The 15486-nt window shown below is 74.2% G+C and carries 10 protein-coding genes and 1 pseudogene; 7 read left to right on the top strand and 4 right to left on the bottom strand.

What is annotated here, in order from left to right:
- Nucleotides 1-63: 63 nt before the first annotated feature.
- Nucleotides 64-420: pseudogene (locus CLV92_RS23230) on the top strand (nucleotidyltransferase domain-containing protein); the annotation flags it as partial.
- A gap of 217 nt (nucleotides 421-637) precedes the next feature.
- Here the strand turns inward: CLV92_RS23230 and CLV92_RS22430 are convergent.
- Nucleotides 638-979 carry a hypothetical protein gene (locus tag CLV92_RS22430; RefSeq protein ID WP_245886783.1) on the bottom strand — a complete coding sequence of 114 codons (342 nt, stop codon included), beginning with the start codon at nucleotides 977-979 and terminating at the stop codon, nucleotides 638-640.
- A 73-nt stretch (nucleotides 980-1052) separates the two neighbouring features.
- Here CLV92_RS22430 and CLV92_RS21470 point away from each other — a divergent pair, with 73 nt between their 5' ends.
- Nucleotides 1053-1193 carry a hypothetical protein gene (locus CLV92_RS21470; protein WP_158257237.1) on the top strand — a complete coding sequence of 47 codons (141 nt, stop codon included), beginning with the start codon at nucleotides 1053-1055 and terminating at the stop codon, nucleotides 1191-1193.
- 111 nt (nucleotides 1194-1304) lie between these two features.
- On the opposite strand, the gene CLV92_RS13040 is transcribed toward CLV92_RS21470, so the two are convergent.
- Complete coding sequence (locus CLV92_RS13040; RefSeq protein WP_104433277.1) at nucleotides 1305-3083, bottom strand: ABC transporter ATP-binding protein; 1779 nt, start codon at nucleotides 3081-3083, stop codon at nucleotides 1305-1307.
- Nucleotides 3080-4978 carry an ABC transporter ATP-binding protein gene (locus CLV92_RS13035; RefSeq protein ID WP_104433276.1) on the bottom strand — a complete coding sequence of 633 codons (1899 nt, stop codon included), beginning with the start codon at nucleotides 4976-4978 and terminating at the stop codon, nucleotides 3080-3082. The genes CLV92_RS13040 and CLV92_RS13035 overlap by 4 nt, the downstream gene beginning before the upstream one ends.
- 187 nt (nucleotides 4979-5165) lie before the next feature.
- On the opposite strand from CLV92_RS13035, the gene CLV92_RS13030 reads away from it, so the two are divergent.
- The 5 genes from CLV92_RS13030 to CLV92_RS22900 all read left to right on the top strand — a co-directional run bounded on the left by CLV92_RS13030 (nucleotide 5166) and on the right by CLV92_RS22900 (nucleotide 12225).
- A complete protein-coding gene (locus CLV92_RS13030) occupies nucleotides 5166-6440 on the top strand; it encodes a Fic family protein (protein WP_104433275.1) in 1275 nt (424 codons plus the stop codon).
- A gap of 82 nt (nucleotides 6441-6522) precedes the next feature.
- Complete coding sequence (locus tag CLV92_RS22905) at nucleotides 6523-10980, top strand: AAA domain-containing protein (RefSeq protein WP_104433274.1); 4458 nt, start codon at nucleotides 6523-6525, stop codon at nucleotides 10978-10980.
- A gap of 103 nt (nucleotides 10981-11083) precedes the next feature.
- Nucleotides 11084-11674, top strand: coding sequence for a nucleotidyltransferase family protein (locus CLV92_RS13020; RefSeq protein ID WP_158257236.1), 591 nt, complete (start codon nucleotides 11084-11086; stop codon nucleotides 11672-11674).
- A 36-nt stretch (nucleotides 11675-11710) separates the two neighbouring features.
- Nucleotides 11711-11989 carry a hypothetical protein gene (locus tag CLV92_RS13015; protein WP_104433272.1) on the top strand — a complete coding sequence of 93 codons (279 nt, stop codon included), beginning with the start codon at nucleotides 11711-11713 and terminating at the stop codon, nucleotides 11987-11989.
- 113 nt (nucleotides 11990-12102) lie between these two features.
- Nucleotides 12103-12225 carry a hypothetical protein gene (locus tag CLV92_RS22900; protein WP_281256933.1) on the top strand — a complete coding sequence of 41 codons (123 nt, stop codon included), beginning with the start codon at nucleotides 12103-12105 and terminating at the stop codon, nucleotides 12223-12225.
- Nucleotides 12226-12240: 15 nt separating this feature from the next.
- On the opposite strand, the gene CLV92_RS13010 is transcribed toward CLV92_RS22900, so the two are convergent.
- The gene (locus CLV92_RS13010; protein ID WP_146099524.1) at nucleotides 12241-15441 is read right to left on the bottom strand and encodes a DEAD/DEAH box helicase; all 3201 of its coding nucleotides are present in this window, start codon (nucleotides 15439-15441) and stop codon (nucleotides 12241-12243) included.
- Between the last annotated feature and the right edge of the window lie 45 nt (nucleotides 15442-15486).

The following is a 15486-nucleotide window of genomic DNA, read 5'->3' as shown; positions in this document are numbered from 1 at the left end:
AGGTCGCGCTTGAGCCCCCTATCGGGATCCCGATAGCACCATCGGGATCCCGATAGGAGCGCCATGCACCTGAGCAACCCCCTCCGCAGCGTGACGCCGACCGTCGACGCTGACGTCCTGCTCGTCCTCGTGCAGTCCTACGCCCCACTGACCGGTGCGGGGGTTCACCGACTGGCAGGTCGCTCCTACGCCCAGGTGCGCGCGTGCCTGCACCGGCTCGTCGCCGAAGGACTCGTCACCGCCGCTCCCGTGGGTAGTGCCGTCACCTACCGCCTCAACCGGCAGCACGTCCTCGCCCGGCCCCTCCTGGACATCGCCGAGGCTGCCCGATCAGTCGAACAGCGGCTGCGTGCGCGCATCGAGGAGTGGACGCCCGCGCCCGAGCTCGTCGCCGTCTTCGGCTCCTGGGCGCGCGGGGAAGCCGACGCCGGAAGCGGCATCGACCTGCTCGTCCTGCGCTCGGCGACGCTCGCCGACGACGAGCACTGGAGCACCCAGGTCGATCTGACCGTGCGAGGGCTCGAGGAGCTGACCGGCAACGACGTGCAGGTCGTGGCGCTGACCAGGCAGCAGTTCGAGGAGGCGGTGCGCCGAGGTGAACCCCTCATCGCCAACCTCCGCGCGGACGCCCGGGTCCTCAGCGGACCGGAACTCTATCGACTCCCTGGTCGAGGAGTTCGTCCGCGATCCGTACCTGCACCGGGTGGAGCACTCCATCCACGCCCGCCTCTTCCAGTTGCTGAAGGAAGATCCTCTGCTGCAGGGGGAGTTCGCCCTGGCGACGGGACAGCGGACCCAGCTGGTGCACAAGGAGTGGCCGGAGACCCGTCCGCGGGAAGCGGACGGACCGCGCGGCTTCTTCGACCTTGCCATGCTCGCGCCGTCGCAGCTCGGTGCGGCGGCCCTCGCGCAGTTCCGTGCCGGCTGCATCGACGCGCCCGTGGTGATCGAGGTGGGGCTCGACTACGACCTCGGGCACCTCGTGGAGGACGCCCGCAAGTTGCGGAACAGCGTTGTCATCCCCCTACCTCCTGCACCTCTCACGGGTGCCGATGAGGGACCAGGACGAGATCGAGGAGGTCGTCGTCGCCGCTGCCGGCGGTGCGCGCACCGCCTACGCCCACATCGATCCGTTGGGGGGAGCCCCGAGGTTCAAGCGCATCCACGATCCGGGCATCACCGTGTCGGGGTGACGTGGGCGCCGGATCCGGCGGCACCGGCTCAGCCGGGGAACTCCTGGCCCAGTGCGAAGAGGAGTGACGCAGACTCCGGTCTGCGCCCCACCGCCTTCTCCACCCCGCCCCTCACCCCCGCCCCGCCGCCCACGCGCCGTGCAGCCGCGCGTACGCCCCACCCGCGCGCACCAGCTCTCCCGCCGCCCCCACCTCTACGACCCGCCCCCCGTCCACCACCACGACCACATCCGCCGCCTCCGCGGTCGACAGCCGGTGCGCGATGGCCACGGACGTCCGCCCGCTGAGCACCCCCTCCAGCGCCCGCTGCAACCGCACCTCGGTCGCGGGGTCGACGGACGAGGTCGCCTCATCCAGCACCAGCAGGTCCGGGTCGGCGAGGTGCGCCCGCGCCAGCGCGACGAGCTGCCGCTCCCCGGCGGAGAGCCGTTCTCCGCGCTGCCCGACGGGGGTGTCGAGCCCGTCGGGCAGCCCGTCGAGCCAGTCGCCCAGTCCGAGTTCGGCGAACGCCGCCCGCACGTCGTCATCCGACGAACCCGGCCGCCCGCGGCGGACGTTCTCCCCGATCGTGGTGTCGAAGAGGAACCCCTCCTGGGGCACGGCGACGACGCGGCGGTGCAGTTCGCGCCCGGGCAGGTCGCGGGCGTCGACCCCGGACAGCACCACCCGCCCCTGCACTGGGTCGACGAGGCGGGTGACGAGCCGGGCGAGGGTGGTCTTGCCGGAGCCGGTCTCCCCGACGACGGCGGTGCGGGAGCCGGCGGGCAGGTGCAGGGACACACCCGTCAGGACCGCACGATCGGTGCCCGGGTACGCGTAGCCGACGTCCTCGACGCGCACCTCGACCGGCCCGGCGGGCAGCTCCCGCACCCGGTCCCTGGAAGGTTCGGGCACGACGACGGGGGTGTCGATGAGCTCGACGACGCGTCGCCAGCCGGCGAGGGCGTTCTGCAGTTCGTTGAGCACCTCGGCGGTGGCCTGCACGGGCCCGACCCAGAGCTGCGCGAGGAAGAGGAAGGCGAGCAGCCGCCCGAGGGTGAGGTCGCCGTTCATCCCGAGCAGGGTGCCGACGACGAGGACGAGCGCGACGACGAGACCGGAGACGAGCACCCCGGACGAGAACGTCGCCGCGGTCGCCACCTGCGCCTTGACGGCCTGCTTGCGGTGGGCCTCGACGGCGGCGTCGACGGTGCGCCAGGAGCGGGCGGAGGCGGCGTGGGCGCGGATGACGTCGGCGCCCACGACGGTCTCGGAGATCGCGGACAGCATCTCGCCCATCCGCACCCGCACCGCGGCGTAGGCCTGGGCGACGGGCCGCTGGAACCGGTGGCGGAGCAGGACCAGCGGCAGGAAGCAGCCGAGCACCACCAGTGCCAGCTGCCAGGAGTAGAAGAACATCAGGCCCGTCGCGAGCACCACCTGCCCGAGCGACAGGACCAGGACGAGCATGCCGGTCTGCAGGAACGTGGAGATGGTGTCGACGTCGCTGGTGACGCGGCTGACGAGGGCGCCGCGCCGTTCGCCGCTCTGGGTGAGCACCGCGAGGTCGTGGACGTGGCGGAACGCGCGGACGCGGAGGCTGGCGAGTCCGGCCTCGGTGGCGCGGAACAGCCGCACGTTCACCACCCAGGCGGTGACGGTGGTGAGCAGCACGATGACGGCGGCGACGGCGCAGAGGACGACGACGCGCTGCACGTCGGGGCCGCCGGGGGCGAGGACGCCGGTGTCGACGGTCTGCTGCACGGCGACGGGCACGACGAGCTTGCCGACGGTGGTGGCCGCGGCGATGGCGAGGGTGACGCCGAGGCCCTGGGCGATCTCGGGGGCGAGTTCCTGTGCGCGGCGCAGCACACCCTCGCGCGGGGCGGAACTCTTCACGGCGGTGCTCATGCCCGGCCCGCCCTTCCCGCCGCCTCGTCCGCGCGGTCGCGTGCCGCGCGGGCGTAGGCGGTGACGAGGTCGCGGTAGCCGGCGTCGCGGGCGGCGACCTCCTCGGCGGGCCCTCTGTCCACAACCCGTCCCCGTTCCAGGTGGACCACCTCGTCGGCGAGCGCGATGGTCGCCGGGCGGTAGGCGACGACCACGACGGTGGTGCCGGCACCGGAGGCGGCGAGCCCGTCGAGCACGGCCCGTTCCACGGCCGGGTCCAGGGCGCTCGTGGCGTCGTCGAGCACCAGCAGCCGCGGCTTCCGCACCAGCGCCCGGGCCAGGGCGAGGCGCTGGCGCTGGCCACCGGAGAGGGTGGAGCCGCGCTCGCCGACCAGTTCGTCGAGGCCGTTCGGCAGGGCGGCGACGAACCCGTCGGCGCGCGCCAGCCGCAGCGCCTCCCAGATGTCGTCGTCGCCCACGCGGCGGTCGGGGGGCACGTCGTCGGCGTCCAGGCCGAGGGCGATGTTGCCGCGCACGGTGTCGTCGAAGACGAACGTGGACTGCGGGACCAGGGCCGCGGCGCCCGCGACCTGCCCCTCGGCGAGTTCGCGCACGTCCACGCCGTCCAGCAGCACCGCGCCCGAGGTGGGGTCGACCAGGCGCACCAGCAGCCCGGCCAGCGTGGACTTGCCGGAGCCGGTGCTGCCCACGACGGCGACCGTCGAGCCGGCCGCGACGTCGAGGGAGACGTCGGCGAGAGCGGGGGAGGGTTCGTGGCGCGGGGTCGGGCCGCTGTCGTGGTGCCGACGCTGCCCGGCCAGCGGGTCGACGGCCGGGGCGGGGTGGCGGTAGCTCAGCCCGGTCGTCGCGAGGGGCGCCGGTCCGGCGCCGGCGTCGGGCAGGTGGCGCTCGCCCCAGGGCGTCGTCGCGCTCTCGCGCAGCACCGCCTGCACGCGCGCGTCGCCGGCCACGGTGCGCGGCAGCTCGGACAGCAGCCAGCCGAAGGAGCGCACCGGGAAGGCGAGGAGTCCCAGCAGGAAGGCGATCTGCACGAGGTCGCCGACGCCGACCGCTCCGCTGGCCGCGCGGGCCGTGCCGACGGCGAGCACCGCGAGGGTGCCGAGGCTGGGCAGCGCCTCGATGACCGGCTCGAACGCGCCGCGGGTGCGCCCGGCCGCCACGTTCGCCGCGCGCAGCCGGTCGGCGTCGCGGGCGAAGCGCTCGACCTCCTCGTCCGCCAGGCCGAGGGTCTTGACCACGAGCGCACCCTCGAAGCTCTCGTGCGCGGTGGCCGAGACCTCCCCGCGCAGCCGCTGCACCTGCGTGACCCGGGGGGACATGCGCCGCTGGTAGACGACGTTGGCGGCCACCAGTGCGGGGACCACGAGCAGGGCGACGGCGGCCAGCAGGGGGTCGGCCGCCGCCATCGCCACCGCGGCGACGCCGATGAGGACGACGACGCCGAGCGCGAACGGCAGGACGAGCATCGCCTGCCAGGTGGCCTCCACGTCGGAGCCGGCGGTGGCCAGCAGGCGCCCGGCGGGGTGGGCGTGGTGCCAGGACAGGGGCAGTTCCAGGTAGCGGCGCGCCAGGCGGCGCCGGTAGCGGGCCTGCAGGGCGAAGGCGACGGCACCGGCCCAGATGCGCCGCGCCAGGACCCCGGCGACGGTGACGACGGTGACGGCCATCAGCGCGGCACCGGCCAGCCACACGTCCCAGGTGCTGACGGAGCCTCCCGCGGAGCCGGTGACGGCGGGGACGACGACCCGCTCGGTGACCCGCCCCACCAGCCAGCCGGTGGCGGCGGTCCCCACGCCGTAGACCACCGACCCGGCGATGGCGACGGCGAACAGCCGCGGTTCCTCGCGAGCGCCGCGGGCCATGGTGCGCATGCCGGTGGTGAAGGTGCCGCTCACTGGACGAACCCTGTCACGGGTCCACCCGCGCCGCCGGGCGGTGCGCTGGGGGTGGGGGAGCAGGTAGCGCTCATCTCACCGGGGCAGGCGAACCGTCCGACGTCCAGGGCTGGTCGACCGGACGTCGCACCGCGGCATCTCAGGCCCATGGTCAAGGTTATGTGCCAAAGCTGACTATGCTCAGTGCGTGCCCCGCCTCGTCCGTGCCACCTGGTCGCCCGACCCGGCCGACGTCGCGGGCCTTCCCCGCCGCCACCGCCAGCCCTGCACCTACGACGCCCACGTCCCCGATCCGCTCGTCGGCCGTGAGGTGCTCCTCCCGGCCGACGTCGCCGCCGACGTCTCCGACGCGGAGCGTGCGGTCCAGCACCTCAACACGGGCGAGCTGCCGTTTCGCGGTTACGAAGCGGTGGCCCGGCTGCTCCTGCGCGCCGAGGCCGTCGCGTCGTCCCGCATCGAGGGCCTGGAGATCGGCGGCCGGCGGCTCGCGCGCGCGGATGCGGCCAGGCGGGACGACGGCTCCTCGCCCGACGCCGGCGCTGCGGAGGTCCTGGGCAACATCGACGCGATGCGCGCAGCCGTGGACGACGTCGCCCGCCGTCCGCGGATCGGCGTGGAGGGCATCCGCGACATCCACCACGCGTTGCTGCACGGCACTCGCGACGCGGCGTGGGCGGGACGGGTGCGGACGACGCAGAACTGGATCGGCGGCGGCAGCTACAACCCCTGCCAGGCGGAGTTCGTCCCCCCACCGCCCGGTGAGGTGGCCGCCCTGCTGGAGGACCTGGCCGACTACCTCGAGTCGGACCTGCACCCGCCGCTGGTCCAGGCCGCCCTCGCCCACGCCCAGTTCGAGACGATCCACCCCTTCCCCGACGGCAACGGCCGCACCGGCAGGGCGCTGATCCACGTCGTCCTCACGCGCCGCGGTCTGAGCCCCCGACACGTTCCGCCCATCAGCCTCGTCCTGGCCACCCGCGGCCGGGACTACGTCGCAGGGCTCACGTCCTACCGCGATCCGGACGCCCCGCGCGGCGTCGCGGACTGGATCGCCACCTTCGCCGCGGCCACCACGGAGGCGTGCGGGCGCGTGGCGGAGCTGACCGACGGCCTGGCGGCCCTGCGCGAGAGGTGGCGGGAGGCTGTGGGCGCCGTCCGTGCCGGCTCCACGGTCGAGCTGCTGCTGGACGAGGTCCTGGCGCAGCTTCCCGTCCTCACCGTCGCGCACCTCGTGCGGGCGACGGGCCGCTCGGACCAGGCGGTGAACGAGGCGGTGGAGCGCCTGCACCGAGCCGGCGTGCTCCAGCAGACGTCCACGGGACGCCGCAACCGGACCTTCGAGGTGGCGGGCCTCGTCGACCTCCTCACCGGCTTCGAGCGGTCGCTCGCCTCACCGGCGGGCGACACGGCGGTCGCGCCACCGGTGCGGGCGGTCCCCGTCAGGCCCCGGCCGCCTCGCTGACGGCGCCGCCGCGCCGAACCACCCCGCCCCACCCACCTCGCTGCGTCACATCATGCACACTCGACGTGAGCAAGGAGGTGCCATGACGGAAGCGGGCTCGGCGCTGAGCCGCGACATGGTCGAGCAGACGACGCGGCTGGTGGAGTTCCTGCGGGACCTGGCGCGCGCTGGCCGGGACCCGGTGCTGGACGTGGACGCGCACCGGCTGGTGATGTGGCTGTCCGACCTGCCCGAGGGCACGTCCCTGGACGCGGCCGCGGAGGCGCAGGAGGTCGTGATGTCCTTCGCGCCGGTGCCGACGGAGCCGCCGCCCGAGCTGCCGCCGGTGCTGCGGGGCTGGGTGGTGGGCCCGCTGGACGACTCCGCCGGCCCGCCGCCGCCGCTGACCCACGACCCGGCGGAGGACCCCGACGTCGAGGCGGGCGCCGCGCACTCCGTCGCGGAGGCGTTCGGCCCCTACGGCCGCTGGCGCGCGGAGTGGGAGGCGTGGGCGGAGCGGGAGCGGCACACGGCCCCGGCGCGGCGCTGGTACGACGACCTGAGCACCGCCTACCGGCACCTCTCCCAGCAGGACGACCAGTTCGAGCTCGTGCTGGCCACGGGCTTCCTGACGTGGCAGCCCGCAGAGGGCCCGCTGATCCGCAACCACGTCCTCAGCGCCCGCCTCGGGGTGGAGGTGGACGTGCGCACCGGCGTGCTGCGGCTGTCGGTGGCCGACGGCACGGGCCTGCGGGTGCACGACCGGGACCTGCTCACCGGCCTGGAGGGGTTCGACGCGGTCCGCGCGGAACCGGCCCGGGTGGCGGCGCGCGCGATGGAGGCGGGCCCGCTGGCGGACGAGAACCACGAGCTGCTGGAGCAGTGGCGCGCCCTGGCGCTGCCTGCCTGCCACGCCTACGCGAAGGACTGGCAGGCGCAGGCCGAGGCGGGGAGCACGCCGACGCTGCGGTTCGCGCCGGCGCTGGTGCTGCGCCCGCGGGGCCGGACGAGCCTCATCGGCTACTACGAGCGGATGCTGGAGGAGCTGTCCGGCCCGGACGCCCTCGCGCCGCTGGGCCTGGCGCAGCTGCTGCGGGCGCTGGAGCCGGAGGAGCGGATGGCGTGGCTGCGCGCGGAGGGCAGCACCACCGCCCTGGCGGAGGACCCGCTGTTCCCGCTGCCGGCGAACCCGGAGCAGGCCACCGTCATGACGAGGCTGCGCCGCGACACGGGCGTGGTGGTGCAGGGCCCACCGGGCACGGGGAAGACGCACACCATCGCCAACCTCATCTCCGCTCTCGTCGCGGAGGGGCAGCGGGTGCTGGTGACGAGCCAGAAGGCGCAGGCGCTGGCGGTGCTGCGGCACAAGGTCCCCGTCGGGGTGCGCCAGCTGTGCGTGTCGATGACGGACCAGGGCCGGGGCGGTTCCACGGAGCTGGCCCGCAGCGTGAACGCGCTCGTGGACCGGCACGCCGCGTTCGACGCGGGGCGCTACGAGCGCCAGATCGACTCCCTCGCGGAGGAGCTGGCCGCAGCCCGGGAGAAGGCCGCCAACCTGACGGACGTCGTCCGGGCGCTGCGGGAGGCGGAGACGCAGGAGCACCCCGAGGTCGCGCCGGGGTACTCCGGAACCCTGGGGGCGATCGCGACGCGGCTGCGGGAGCGGTCGGAGCGGCTGGGGTGGATGCCGACGCCGCTGCCGCCGGGCGCACCGCCGGCGCTGCCGGTGCCGGCGGGGCGGATCGGTGAACTGGTGGGCCTGCTGGCCACCACGACGCCGGAGCGGCGGGCCCGCGGTTCCCAGTTCATCCCGCCCGGTGGGGCGCTGCTGCCGCCGGAGTCGTTCGCGGAGCTGGTGGCGGCGGAGGAGGCCGCGGTCACCGCCGCGCGCGCTGTCCGCACGGACCTCGTGACGGAGCTGGAGCGCTGCGGGGAGGAGGCGTTCGGCCGGCTGCGGGCGCACTCCGAGCGCGTCCGCGCGGGCCTGGCAGCGCTGCGCGGCGGGCCGGCGGACTGGCGCCGGCAGTTCCTCGACGACGCCCTCGCGGGGCGCGACGCGCTGCTGTGGCGGCAGCTCACCGACGTCGCAGGGCAGGCCGAGGACGCCGAGCGGAGGCTGCGCTCCCTGGGGCTGCGGGAGGTGGAGCTGCCCAGGTTCGAGGCGGCCGGCCAGGGCAGCGCGAAGGGGCAGCTCGACGCCGGCCGCGCGCTCCTGGAGCACCTGCGGGCCGGTGGCAAGCTCAAGGGGATGCTGAAGCCGGCGGTGCAGAAGCAGGCGGAACCGCTGCTGGAGGGCGCCACGGTCGACGGCCTGCCGCCCTCGAGCGCGGAGCTCCTCGCCCTCGTCCTGGACCGCCTCGACGTGGAGGTGACGGCCGCGGCGCTGGCCCGGCGCTGGGCGCAGGCGGGACTGGAGGTGCCGGCGGACGCCCCGCTGGCGCGCAGGGTGTCCCAGCTCGTCGGCGCGCACCGGGACCTGGTGTCCCTGGACGAGCTGCTGCAGGCGGTCGACGCGATCCGCCGGGAGCTGTCCGGCGCGGGGATCGCCCGCAGCCTCACCTCGGAGGAGGAGTGGTCCGCCCTCGTGGAGGCGGTCGACGGGCTCGCCGCGCAGCGGGATGCGCGGGCCGCCACCTCCGCGCTGGAGCAGGCCGTCGTCGGGTTGCAGATCGTCGCGCACGTCGACCGCGCCGCCCCCGAGTGCCGCGACCTGCTCGCCGCGGCGGTCTCCCGCGACGCCGAGGCGTACGCCGCCGCGGTCGCCGCGCTCGCCGCCGCCCGCGTCGACGCGGAGCAGCAGGCGCACGCCGACGAGCTGTGGCGGGAGCTGAACGAGGCCCACCCGGGCCTGGCGCAGCTGGTGCAGGCCAGCGCCGCCGACCCGGTGTGGCAGCGCCGCCTCGGGGAGCTGGAGGACGCGTGGGCGTGGGCCGCCGCGCAGACGTTCTTCGAGGGGCAGCGCGCCCCGGGGCTGGAGGCGCGGCTGGACACCCGCCTGGACGAGGCCACCCGCACCGTGTGGAGCCTCACCGCGAAGCTGGCCGCTGCGAAGGCGTGGCACGCGTGCCTGTCGCGGATGACGGCGCGGCAGGCACAGGCGCTGCGCTCGTACCAGCAGAACACCCGGTCCATGGGCAAGGGGACCGGCCGCTACAGCCACTACTACGCCCGCGGCGCGCGGGAGGCGATGGCCGAGGCTCGCGGCGCGGTGCCGGCGTGGATCATGCCGCTCAGCGACGTGCTGGAGACCGTCCCGCCGGACCGGAACTCCTTCGACGTGGTCATCATCGACGAGGCCAGCCTGGCCAGCATCGAGGCGCTGTTCCTGCTGTGGCTCGCTCCGCGCGTCATCGTCGTCGGCGACGACCGGCAGTGCGCACCCTCCGCCGTCAGCCACGGTCAGTTGCAGCCCATCTTCGACAAGCTCGACAGCTACCTGCCCGACGTCCCCCGCCACCTGCGGAACTCCCTGACCCCCCGCGACAGCCTGTTCAGCCTGCTGGCGACGCGCTTCGGGTCCGTCGTGAAGCTGCGGGAGCACTTCCGCTGCATGCCGGAGATCATCGAGTGGTCGTCGAAGCAGTTCTACGCCGACTCCCCGCTGGTGCCGCTGCGGCAGTTCGGCAGCGACCGGCTTCCGCCGCTGCGCATCACCCACGTCCCCGGTGCCGCCACCGAGGGCGCGGGGACCCGGCTGCGCAACCATGCCGAGGCCGTCGCGATCGCCGAGCAGGTCACCGCCTGCCTCGACGACCCCGCCTACGCAGGCCGCACCTTCGGCGTCGTCGTCCTGCAGGGCAGCGCCCAGGTGGAGCTCATCGAGGACGAGCTGCGCCAGCGCATCCCCGCGGACGTGTTCGAGCAGCGCAGGCTGCGCGTGGGCACGCCGCCGGACTTCCAGGGCGACGAGCGGCACGTGGTGTTCCTGTCCCTGGTGGCCGCGGAGAAGCGCTACGCCCTCAGCCGCGAGGAGGACCAGCGCCGGTTCAACGTGGCCGCGTCCCGCGCGCAGGACCAGATGTGGCTGTTCCACTCCGTCGGCGTCGACGTGCTGTCCCCGCAGGACCTGCGCCGGTCCCTGCTCACCTACATGGCCAGCCCGCCGCCCGTGCGCTCCACCGTGGAACTGGCGGACGTCCCCCTCGACACCCGGCACGACGCGTTCGAGTCGCTGTTCGAACAGCGCGTCTACCTGCGCATCCGCGAGCGCGGCTACCAGGTCACCCCCGGCTGGGAGGTCAACGGGCGGCGCATCGGCCTCGTCGTGACCGGCGCGAAGGGCCGCCTCGCCGTGGAGTGCGACGGGGACCGGTGGCACTCCTCCCGGGAGGCCCGCATCGAGGACCTCCAGCGCGAGCAGGAGCTCAAGCGCGCCGGGTGGAGGTTCTGGCGGGTGCGGGAGAGCGAGTTCGGCTACGACCCCGACGCGGCGATGGAGGGGCTGTGGGGGGCGCTGGAGCGGCGCGGCATCCGCCCGCACGAGGGTCTGGACACCCCGGCCGGGACGGAGGAGTGGACGCCGGTGCCGCTCGTGCACGAGGAGGGCGAGGGGGAGGGGTGAGGGGTTGATCAGCCCGGCACCAGGGTGGCTTCTCTTCTAGCCGGTCGGCTCCTGAAGTAGCCACATGGACTTGGCTCACCCTGTGCGCAGCGTGGTGCCCTCGTTGGACGGACCCGTCTTGGCGGTGCTCGCCGGCACCACCACGCCCCTCGCCGGGCGGGAGGTCGCACGCCTCGTCAGCACGGGCTCGAGGCCAGGCGTGCAGCGCGTCCTCAAGCGCCTCACGGCAGAGGGCGTCGTGCGGGCCGAGCGCCGCAGCAACGCCGTCTACTACACGGGAAACCGGGACCATCTGGCGTGGCCGGCGGTCGAGCTGCTCACCCGGCTGCGGACCGAGTTGCTGCACCGACTCACGACGCACCTCGAGCACTGGTCCGTCCGCCCCGTCACGGCAGCGGTGTTCGGCTCGCTGGCCCGTGGTGACGGGAGTGCCGAATCCGACATCGACCTCCTGCTGGTCCGCGGCGAGGGCATCGCTCCAGAACGACTGCTGGCCTGGGAGCAGCACGTCGAGACCCTCGTGGCGACCGCCCACGCCTGGACGGGCAACCCCGTGCAGCCGTACGACATCTCGCTCGCAGAACTGCGCCAGCACGTCGTGGCGGGAGAGCCCATCGTCGCGTCGTGGCGCCGCGAGGCGCTCACCCTGACCGGCCGGAACCTCGGCTCGCTGCTGAGGAGCCTCGCCCGATGAGCCCGGCAGGACGCGTGAGCCCCTGCACGCCCGCAGGTGGCCGCTGCCCTCGCCGTGCTCTCGGGCATCGCCACGGCTGACGCGGTCTGCTGCTCCCGGCTGGGGCAGCGCTCCCGTGGTCAGGATCACCGGCAGGCGGTCGATCTCGTCGCGAGCGTCCGTCCGGACGGAGCGGCCCTGGCGAAGGACCTGCGCCGCCTGCTGGACATCAAGGACCAGGCGCACTACGCCGCGAGCATGGTCTCCCCCGCGCGCGCCGCGCAGGCCGTCGACTGGGCACGACGGATGCACGACCAGGCGACCCGATCACTCTGAGCGTGAACCTCCACAGCGCGGCAGCCGCCGCGTGCCCGACCACACCCAGGAGCCTCCGGGACCCACCTCCTCCGCACCTCTCCCGGTCCCCTCCTCGACGGCTGGGCCAGCAGTTGGAGGACATCGTCGCCATGCTGGACGCGGTCGTTCCCGAGGGGGAGTCGGGGGTGGCCGACGCCGAGGCGGACGATCCCGTTCCGGAGGAGCCCGGCGATTCGCCCGATGGGGCGGTCTGATGCACCGGCTGGGCTTCACCCGTCGAACGGAGCCTTCCGCAGCCCATCCGCGAGAACCTCTGCATTCCCGACGTCGTGCCACGCCGACCAGTCGCCCACCACGACGAGTCGGTCCTTGGCGCGTGTCACCGCCACGTTGAGGAGGTTCGGCGTCATGGCCGCCCAGCGTCGTGCGCCTCGTGAGCCGCCCCCGAGAACCAGGACGACGACGTGCCGCTCCTGTCCTTGGAACGTGTGGACGGTTCCCACCCGGCACAGCTCGTCGACGCGTTCAGGGGTCGCTCCGCGGAGTCGGGTGCGGAGCTCCTCGTCGACGACGCGCTGCATGCCCCGGACGACGTCGCGGAAGGGGCTGATGACGGCGACGGTGGCAGGCTTCTCGACGTCCCACTCGAGGTCCTCGAGCAGGCGCCGCACCACGGTGGCGTCCGCCTCGTGGAAGTGCGGCCCGTCCGGGCGGGGGACGTCGATCCAGCGGCTCTCGCCGACGGTCGTCGCCTCGCGCTCGGGCTTGGGCTCGCGGCCGAGCACCATGGCGCCGTCGTAGGCCATCTTGTTGGACACGCTGAACATCGGCTCGAGGCACCGGTTGTGCACGAGCAGCGGGAGGCCCACCCAGCCCTCCTCGCGCGTCGTCCCCGAGCGGCTGACCGCATCGGCCGACCGCTGCACGGACCCCCGCGTGGGCGCGAGTTCCGGCGGAGCCCCGTGGGCGGCCATCAGGCGGTCGACGAGCAGCTCCGGCAAGCCGACCACCGGTTCCAGCTGCTGCGGGTCGCCGACGACCACGGCGCGTCGGAAGCGCGAGAACCCACCCACCGCGTGAGCGGGCGGTGCCTGCCCGGCCTCGTCCACGACCAGCCAGCCGAGGGAGCCGGCGGGAACCCCCGCCAGCAGGCGTGCCAGCGAGGCGAAGGTGGTCGAGACAAGAGGGATCACGAGGAAGAACGAACGCCACGCGGCCAGGGCGTGCTGCGCATCCGCCGGCTTGCACGCTTCACCGGCCTGCAGGTGCATCCACATCCGCAGGTTCGCCGACACCTTCGCGCCGGCTCGGCGGGTGAACTGCTCGTGGACCTGCAGTGCTGCCGCGAACACCTCGGCCTGCAGATCGTGGAGTTCACCGGTCACCCATGCTGTGCCCTGCTCGGCGTCCGTGCGGGGGCGCTGCCACCAGCGCTCGTCGTCGACGAAGGTCCGGGGGTCGATCCTGTCCAGGACGGGCCTGCACCGTGCTGCGCTGTCCCGCAGTTCCTCACAGCGCGCACGGGCGACCGACAGCGCCTTCTGCGCTCGTTCCTCCTGCTTCGCGCTGACCTCAGCGCCGCTGCGAGCCTCCTGGAGCGATGTCTCCGCCGTCGTCGACGCCGTCTTGGCCGAGTCCCTGGCGCGTCGCCATGCCTGCGCGTTCTCGGTGCGAGACAGGAGTTCCCACAGGCCGGGCCGGTTCCGCTTCAATCGGGTCACCGCGTCGGCGGCGGTACGGGCTGCCTCCTCGCACGCCTCCACCTCCCGGGTCGCCTCGGCGATCGCGGTGGCCGCCGATCTCACCCCGGTCTCGGCCAGTTCCGCCTGCTGCTCGGCCTCGGCGTGCTCGTGCAGCGTGGTCAGGGCGACCCGCACGGCGGCGCGGTGATGCTCCAGGTTCGCGATCCACGCCTCCACGGCGGCGACCGCGGCGGTGTAGCGCTGCTGGGCGTGGCGCCAGTCGACCAGGCTCCCCCCGTCCTTGAGCAGCCGCAGCAGGTGGGCGCCGGGCTCCTCGGCTCGCGCGTAGCGACCGGCGACCCTCTCGAAGTCTGCGGTCAGGGCCCGGCGGCCCAGCGCCACAGCTCCGAACCCCCAGGTCGGTGCGTCCTTCCGCAGCAGCCCGGGTCGGGTCACGTCCCGGCCGTCCTCCGACTTCTCCGGGTCCGAGGCGTCACGGAAGTAGGACACCCGGCTCTGGAACGGCTCGTGGACCTCCTTCAGCTTGGGCACCTGCTGGCTGACGTTCTCGACCGCTGCGTTGTTCGAGGAGGCGACGAGGATCTCGAACCCGCACAGCCGCTCGTCCGGCGGGAAGAAGGGGCGGGAGCCGCCAGAGGTCATCGGCACGTCGATCTTGGCCCCGAACGCGTCGCGCGGGTCGTCGAAGGCGACCATCACGGCTGCGCGGTCCGCGAGGACGTTGGCGTAGACCTCGCGCAGGAAGGTCGTCTTGCCCGTCCCCGGTGGACCGTTGACGGCCACGACGGGGTCCTCGTCCTCCAGCAGGCACGCCAGGGCCACCTGCTGCGACAGGCGCGGCAGGTACGTGCCGGGCCACGCCGCGCGCGGCAGGCGCGCGGGCTCCAGCAGTTCCTGGCGTCGTTCCCGCGCGTCGGATCCCGCGTCGCGGCAGGCGCCGGGGCGGCCACCGGGCCGCCCGGTGAGGTAGGTGGCCGCGGCCAGGGACGTGGGCGACTGCGCGATGGCCAGGAGGTCCTCCCGGTAGAAGGAGCGGGGCTGCACCTCGGTGGCGGCACCGACCGGTACCCACCGGGAGTCGAAGCGGACTCGTCGCGGACGCTCCGGTGCATCGCTGACGTGCAGCAGGCGGACGAGCCGCTCGACCAGGAGGCGCGGGTCCTCCTCCGCGCTCTTGGACAGCAGCTCGTCCCAGGAGGACTGCGTGGCGCGTTCCCGCTCGTCCACCAGGCGCAGTCCCTCCTGCACCACCGCTTCCGTGTTCGCCGTCGTACCCCTCCGTCGGGCGAACTCCGCGAAGTCCACGATCGGGTGGTACTGCAGCGACTCGGGCACAGGGACGCCGGAGGCGTCCACGGCGAACGACGCGCGGAACGTCAGCTTCGGTGCCGTCCCGCCTCGGCGGGTGGAGGGGCGCCGCACCTCACGCAGCCGGAGGTCGTCGGCGAAGGCCTCGTCGAGGTCGTCCTCCACCTGCGTCCTCGGGACGCAGCCGATCATGATGGAGCACCCGAGCACATGCTCTCCGCCTCGAGGCGGGTCCTTGCGCGGGCGCGGCGGCCAGGTCGAGGGCGCTCCGGGGTCCAGCATCGCCGGATCCAGCAGGCCGGTGGCGCGGTACCCGCGGTCGTCGTCCCGCTCCACCTCCGGCATCTCGAACCGGTCGATGTCAGCCCAGGCGCGCAGCGCACGTCGCCCCTCGTCGTCGACCTCGACGAGCGGCGATGCCGTCGTGGCGGTGCGGACGCGCGGCATGGGCGACGACATGGTCACGATCGTAGGAGCGGCTGTCGGCGATCCACCCTGGATCGC

It is taken from the genome of Kineococcus xinjiangensis (genome assembly GCF_002934625.1).
Classification (GTDB): Bacteria; Actinomycetota; Actinomycetes; order Actinomycetales; family Kineococcaceae; genus Kineococcus_A; species Kineococcus_A xinjiangensis.
The sequence above is the reverse complement of the archived record's forward strand: the minus strand, read 5'-3'. Positions and strand labels throughout refer to the sequence as shown.

Bases quoted from the DNA above. Each gene is read 5' to 3' on its own strand.
- CLV92_RS21470 (WP_158257237.1), top strand. From the start codon at position 1,053: ATGAGGGACCAGGACGAGATCGAGGAGGTCGTCGTCGCCGCTGCCGGC.
- CLV92_RS22905 (WP_104433274.1), top strand. From the start codon at position 6,523: ATGACGGAAGCGGGCTCGGCGCTGAGCCGCGACATGGTCGAGCAGACG.
- CLV92_RS13010 (WP_146099524.1), bottom strand. From the start codon at position 15,441: ATGTCGTCGCCCATGCCGCGCGTCCGCACCGCCACGACGGCATCGCCG.
- CLV92_RS13040 (WP_104433277.1), bottom strand. From the start codon at position 3,083: ATGAGCACCGCCGTGAAGAGTTCCGCCCCGCGCGAGGGTGTGCTGCGC.